This is a genomic window from Chamaesiphon sp. OTE_20_metabat_361 (assembly GCF_031364565.1).
The window spans coordinates 1-5216 of sequence record NZ_JANLWO010000405.1 but is presented as its reverse complement, the minus strand read 5'-3'; the positions used below and the strand labels follow the sequence as shown (position 1 = coordinate 5216).

Sequence of the window (5216 nt, the reverse complement as noted above, 5' to 3'; positions counted from 1 at the left end):
TCTCCCATCTCTCCTAAACCCATGCAAGACATTCGCAATTATTACGAGCTATTGGGTGTGAAGCGGGATGCTTCCGCTGATGAAATCAAACAGTCATTTCGACAACTGGCGCGCAAATACCATCCCGATCTCAATCCTGGGGACAAAAGCGCTGAGGATAAATTTAAAGATATTAGTGAAGCTTACGAGATTTTATCCGATCGATCCAAGCGATCTCAGTATGATAAATTCGCCGGGTTTTGGCGCAAGAATCGGACTAAAGCTACCCCAAATAATCCGCCCAGAGATCGATCGGATGAGGATGACTTTGGCGATGATTTCAATACCTTTATCGATCGATTATTAGGCAGGAAAAAAGAAGCAAGTCCCAGTGGTTATTATAGTGATGATGCAGCGCGAACCGATGCCCAAGCCGCTCGCACTGCTCGCAATAACGAACGCCGCAATAGTCGCACCGGAGACTCAGAACGTCCCGATCGTAACACCTTTGCCGAAGCACCATCGCCAGTGCGCCCCAAAAATCTCGAAGCCGAACTCACGCTCCCGCTCGACAAAGCCTATCTAGGCGGACGCGAACGCATCACCATTCAAGAAGATGGTCGCTCGTTAGAAGTCGAGATGCCCCCAGGGATGATCCCAGGGCAAAAAATCCGCCTACGCGGACAAGGGATCGCTGGTGGCGATCTTTATCTCAAGATTAATGTCTCCCCCCACCAGTTTTTTAGACTTGAGGGAATAAATGTCCATTGTCAACTCCCCATTACTCCCGCCGAAGCTGTTTTGGGTGGTTTTGTCGAAGTCCCAACACTCGATGGCTTAGTCAAAATTAGCTTGCCCCAAAGTATTGCCTCCGGTCAAAAATTGCGATTAGCTGGCAAAGGATTTCCGGCTGATGATGGCAAACGCGGCGACCAATTACTCGAAATTCAAATCGTCGTCCCCAAAAATCCCGCCCCAGCCGAACGCGATCTCTACCAGAAGCTACGCGAGATCGAATCATTTAATCCGCGTCTAGATTTACCAATAAATTAATGCTGTTAGAGCGAATTTTCGACCTAATTGGTGACTGGAATCCTCAGCTCAGAAGAGAACTAAAATCACGACTAACGCTGCCAAATCTGGCGATCGCGACCTTTGTCTCACTGCTAGCTCAAATCCTGACAGTGGTATTGCCAGCTCCACGCGTACTAGAATTTAACAACCATTATTGGTACATCTCACGATCTTGGTGGCTGCATGTCTGCGAACTACTCAATCTGGAAATTTGGCTGGCGCTAGCAATCGGCGGCATCTATTTTATTGCCAAAGATTTCGATCGGGAGATCCGCACAGGCACTCTCGATTTGGTCGATTTGTCTCCTGTAAAACCCTGGGAAATTGTGCTGGGTAAACTCCTGGGCGTGCCAGTTCTCATCTATTGGATAGTTCTGTTAGCCTTACCGCTACATACCATTGCTCTAGTGCAAATGGCTGTGCCTCATGCGTGGATTTGGAATGCGCTCGGCTTAATGCTCATCGGATTATTGTATCTGGGCGCAATTTTCGCAACCTTGACCGCTTCATTACCGCCGCTGGTTTTGAGCTTGGTCTTTTCCGCAGTTGGCTGGTCGGGTCTGGCAATGATAACTAGCTCTCAAATAAGTCAGCGCATGAGTGGCAGTTATGTTCGCCTCGGCATCTATTTCCCAGAAGAATGGCAAACAATCTTGACAGTTGCCGCTAATTTTTTAGCGATCGGTTACACATTATGCGTGTCGATCCAGTCTTGGTATCCACATATTAATTCTCGATCGCCGCGCCGATTTGCGATGCTTTCCTTCTTGGTGTATTCATTTTTGGTATTTTTCTACCTCATCTTGCTAGCACTTGCACCACAAGCAATGTTAGTAATGACAGTCGGGCTATCGATTACAATTACCCTAGCTCAGTCAGCAGAGAAATCTGAATCGACTAACCCCACCATTCGATAAAGTCCAGCATGACTTGTTGGTGTACCACCCCGAGCGGACGTTCTTCACCTGCGATCGCGGAATAAGCGAATCCAGCTTCGATTTGGGCGAGACTAATCAACCCAAAATCCCAACCTTCAGTTAACACCAATTTATCTAGCTCGACAGTCAGCGGTGTATAGAATATATGTCTGATAACTCGATCGTCACTATAGCAACCAAACTTCTTGGGTTCTTTAATCTGATAGCCGATCTCTTCTAGTATCTCCCGTTCGACAGCAACTTCTGGAGTTTCCCCAGCCTCGATATGTCCGCCAAATAAACCCCACAATCCTGGATAGAGAATGGTGGGAATATTATCGCGCAATTGCATCAAAAATTTGCCCTCATAGGGTAAAATCGCGATCGCGACTTCGACAGGTGCATCACCGCTCATAGAGAAATTGCGTGTTGTTGGAGATCTGCTAAGGACACAAACTTGAGCGCCGCATCATGAGTAGCTGCCAGATCGACTGGCGGCGCAACCCCATCTGCTAATGCTTGCTGCCACCGCGATGCACACAGACACCACTTGTCACCAGGTTTTAAGCCTGGGAAATTGGCAGCGGGCACGGGCGTACTCAGATCGTTACCTTGTGCTTTAGTATACGTCAAAAATTCAGCGGTAACGCGGGCGCAAACTACATGTGTGCCCCGATCTTGAGGGCCAGTCACGCAAACGCCCGTCCGAAAAAATCCGGTCATCGGATCGGTACAGCAAGTCTGAAGTTCGGTGCCGAGGACATTTCGATCGGTGTTGGCATTCATAATTTATAATTTGGCTGAGTGATTACAACGGCAGCGCATGAAGGTCGAACGCTTTATCCTTAATATAGCCCAACTGCCGATCGAAACAAAGAGCAAGATTAGTCGCTAGTTTAAGTTGCTGACTCAGGATCGAAGACGATGCCCTTAAAGACCCTTTCGATGGGAAAAGTTAAACTAATACTTGCTAATTCCAGTGGCTCTCCAGCTCGATAATTATTAATTTCCCATCTACCGCGTTCGTTCTTCCGATAGATATCGATCGCAATTTCTGTCGTACTAACTAAAATGTACTCCTGCAAACTAGCGGCTCTTCTATACAAATTAAATTTATTCCCTCGGTCGTACGCCTCCGTACTAGGAGACAAAACTTCGATGATGATACAGGGGTGAGAGATAAACTTCGTAGCACCACGATCTCCCGGATCGCAAGTGACGCTGAGATCGGGATACACATAGTCGCTTGAGTTCTGAATGCTTACTCTGGCATCAGAAGTAAGCACTCTGCAACCACTATCCTCCAACTGATTGCGAAGGATCGTACCAAAATTCATAGCAATCTCGCTATGATTTACCGTTCCACCTGTCATGGCATAAACTTCGCCATTGATATATTCGTGGCGGAATTCTTGCTGTTCTTCCCACTCTAAATATTCGGCGGGGGTAAATCTAGGAAAATGTTCTCTTACCGCAACCATTACTCATCACCTCATTAAAAAGTATCTATTTTTGATTCTATTTAAGATCTTCTTCCGCTCGATCCTAACCGCCACCAACGATCGTCACAATCTCTAATCGATCGTTAGTTTTAATCACAGTATCGTCCCAAAACTGTCGATGCAAAATTTCCCCATTGTATTCTACTGCCAGCAGTCGGGGATTTAGACCCATCTGGACTAGTAATTGAGGTAAAGTCGTCTGTGGCAAACAAGTATGACCCTCACCATTAACTTGTAACTCGATCGCATTACTCATAAACCCAATACCACCAACAACCTAGAAAAACCTAACACCTAAAACCTAAAATCTAAAGCCTACCCCCCAACTGCGGCACTCGATTCAAGATCGACAAACAGGACTGAACCGCATGAGTCGGATTTTCCGCCCCCATAATTGCCCGGACGATCGCGATCCCTGGTGCGCCAGCTTGGAGGACATCATCGATATTAGTACTATCGATCCCCCCGATCGCAAACCAAGGTACAGTCGCATTTTTAACGGCGTGTTGGACGTATTCTAATCCTGCTGCTGCTTTGCCCGGTTTAGTTGGCGTTTCATACACTGGCCCAACGCCAATGTAGTCGGCACCTTCGGCGATCGCTTGAGCCATTTCTGCGGGGCTTGTCGTGGATTTGCCGACGATCTTTTGGGAACCCAGTACTTGTCTAGCAAGTGCGATCGAGACGTCTTGCTGACCCAAATGTACCCCATCAGCATCGACAGCTAGTGCCAGATCCACCCGATCGTTGAGAATAAATAACGCGCCATAATTATGGCACAGTTGACACATCGCTTGGGCGATCGCCAGTCGATCGGTATCATTAGCTTGCTTATCACGATACTGCACCAATGTCAATCCCCCCTGCAAAGCTGCCTCGACACGGGGAAGTAAATCTGGGGTGGGAGTAGTAACTAGATATAACTTGGCACTAGTGAGCAGTTGGCGACGACGGTAGGCGAGTAAATTGCTCTCTAAGGTATATACCCGATAGCGCATCTGCTTACAGCCACTACTCAGGCTCGGGGAGTAGAGCTTGCCATATTCTTCCAGTACTCGCAAGGCTTCTTGAACGCGACACAGATTGGCTTGGAGCAGTTGCTCGATCCCCGTGCGTTGTTCTTCGCGAGGATGGCTCAATTGAGTACCGACATCGGCTGCTGTATCCCGCGCGGCGCGAATTTCTGGCGTATGCCACATCCCCAAGTCTTGTCGCATTTGCTTACACTCACTCGCCAGTGCGGTGTTATTGAGAGCAAAGCGGCACCATTCTTCAATAATCCGCAATCCTTCCCGCGCTCGATCGAAATTTGCATCCAAAATTCGCCATACGGCTGGCTGGATTGAAGCTAATGACAGATATCTCATGGGGTAGAGGGTGGGTGGACGAGGGGATGGGGAGATGGGGAGATGGGGACGGGCAGTTTGGCTGTCGCTCACTGACCGGGGACGGGGGAACTGGCTTGCAGAGAAAAGTCGAATGAGTACTAGCGGATTACGCTCTTACCTCTTACCTTTTACCTTTTACCTCTTACCCTTTACTTCTTAGTAACTTGCGCTAAGGCTTTTTCCAAATCTGCCAAAGAGGCGGCACCTGTGACGACTTCGCCATTGAGGATGAAGGTGGGCGTACCGTCAACACCGAGCTTACGTCCGAGTCTAAAGTCTTCGACGATCGCATCAGGAGCAATTTTCCGATCGGCGTTAAATTTATTGAGATCTAACTTGAGACTGGTGGCAGTTTG

The 5216-nt window shown here is 48.1% G+C and carries 8 protein-coding genes; 2 read left to right on the top strand and 6 right to left on the bottom strand.

Going from position 1 to position 5216, the window contains the following annotated elements:
* Positions 1 to 21: 21 nt before the first annotated feature.
* On the top strand, positions 22 to 1032 hold the full coding sequence (locus tag RMO35_RS11860; protein WP_309741439.1) for a DnaJ C-terminal domain-containing protein: 1011 nt from the start codon (positions 22 to 24) through the stop codon (positions 1030 to 1032).
* Complete coding sequence (locus RMO35_RS11855; RefSeq protein WP_309741438.1) at positions 1032 to 1970, top strand: hypothetical protein; 939 nt, start codon at positions 1032 to 1034, stop codon at positions 1968 to 1970. The genes RMO35_RS11860 and RMO35_RS11855 overlap by 1 nt, the downstream gene beginning before the upstream one ends.
* Here the strand turns inward: RMO35_RS11855 and RMO35_RS11850 are convergent.
* The 6 genes from RMO35_RS11850 to RMO35_RS11825 all read right to left on the bottom strand — a co-directional run.
* Positions 1951 to 2385 (bottom strand): NUDIX hydrolase, encoded by a 435-nt coding sequence (locus tag RMO35_RS11850; RefSeq protein WP_309741437.1) that lies wholly within the window; start codon positions 2383 to 2385, stop codon positions 1951 to 1953. The two genes, RMO35_RS11855 and RMO35_RS11850, sit on opposite strands and share 20 nt — an antisense overlap.
* Positions 2382 to 2756: a DUF2237 domain-containing protein gene (locus tag RMO35_RS11845; protein WP_309741435.1), complete on the bottom strand. Its 375-nt coding sequence runs from the start codon at positions 2754 to 2756 to the stop codon at positions 2382 to 2384. The genes RMO35_RS11850 and RMO35_RS11845 overlap by 4 nt, the downstream gene beginning before the upstream one ends.
* Before the next feature lie 110 nt (positions 2757 to 2866).
* Positions 2867 to 3451, bottom strand: a complete 585-nt coding sequence (locus RMO35_RS11840; RefSeq protein WP_309741433.1) for a Uma2 family endonuclease — start codon at positions 3449 to 3451, stop codon at positions 2867 to 2869.
* A gap of 64 nt (positions 3452 to 3515) precedes the next feature.
* Positions 3516 to 3728 (bottom strand): sulfur carrier protein ThiS, encoded by a 213-nt coding sequence (gene thiS, locus RMO35_RS11835; RefSeq protein ID WP_309741432.1) that lies wholly within the window; start codon positions 3726 to 3728, stop codon positions 3516 to 3518.
* A gap of 52 nt (positions 3729 to 3780) precedes the next feature.
* Positions 3781 to 4839, bottom strand: a complete 1059-nt coding sequence (locus RMO35_RS11830) for a thiamine phosphate synthase (RefSeq protein ID WP_309741431.1) — start codon at positions 4837 to 4839, stop codon at positions 3781 to 3783.
* A 170-nt stretch (positions 4840 to 5009) separates the two neighbouring features.
* A partial coding sequence (locus tag RMO35_RS11825) for a DsbA family protein (RefSeq protein WP_309741430.1) occupies positions 5010 to 5216 on the bottom strand: 207 nt, incomplete at its 5' end.

Bases quoted from the DNA above. Each gene is read 5' to 3' on its own strand.
- RMO35_RS11860 (WP_309741439.1), top strand. From the start codon at position 22: ATGCAAGACATTCGCAATTATTACGAGCTATTGGGTGTGAAGCGGGAT.
- RMO35_RS11855 (WP_309741438.1), top strand. From the start codon at position 1,032: ATGCTGTTAGAGCGAATTTTCGACCTAATTGGTGACTGGAATCCTCAG.
- RMO35_RS11850 (WP_309741437.1), bottom strand. From the start codon at position 2,385: ATGAGCGGTGATGCACCTGTCGAAGTCGCGATCGCGATTTTACCCTAT.
- RMO35_RS11845 (WP_309741435.1), bottom strand. From the start codon at position 2,756: ATGAATGCCAACACCGATCGAAATGTCCTCGGCACCGAACTTCAGACT.
- RMO35_RS11840 (WP_309741433.1), bottom strand. From the start codon at position 3,451: ATGGTTGCGGTAAGAGAACATTTTCCTAGATTTACCCCCGCCGAATAT.
- thiS (WP_309741432.1), bottom strand. From the start codon at position 3,728: ATGAGTAATGCGATCGAGTTACAAGTTAATGGTGAGGGTCATACTTGT.
- RMO35_RS11830 (WP_309741431.1), bottom strand. From the start codon at position 4,839: ATGAGATATCTGTCATTAGCTTCAATCCAGCCAGCCGTATGGCGAATT.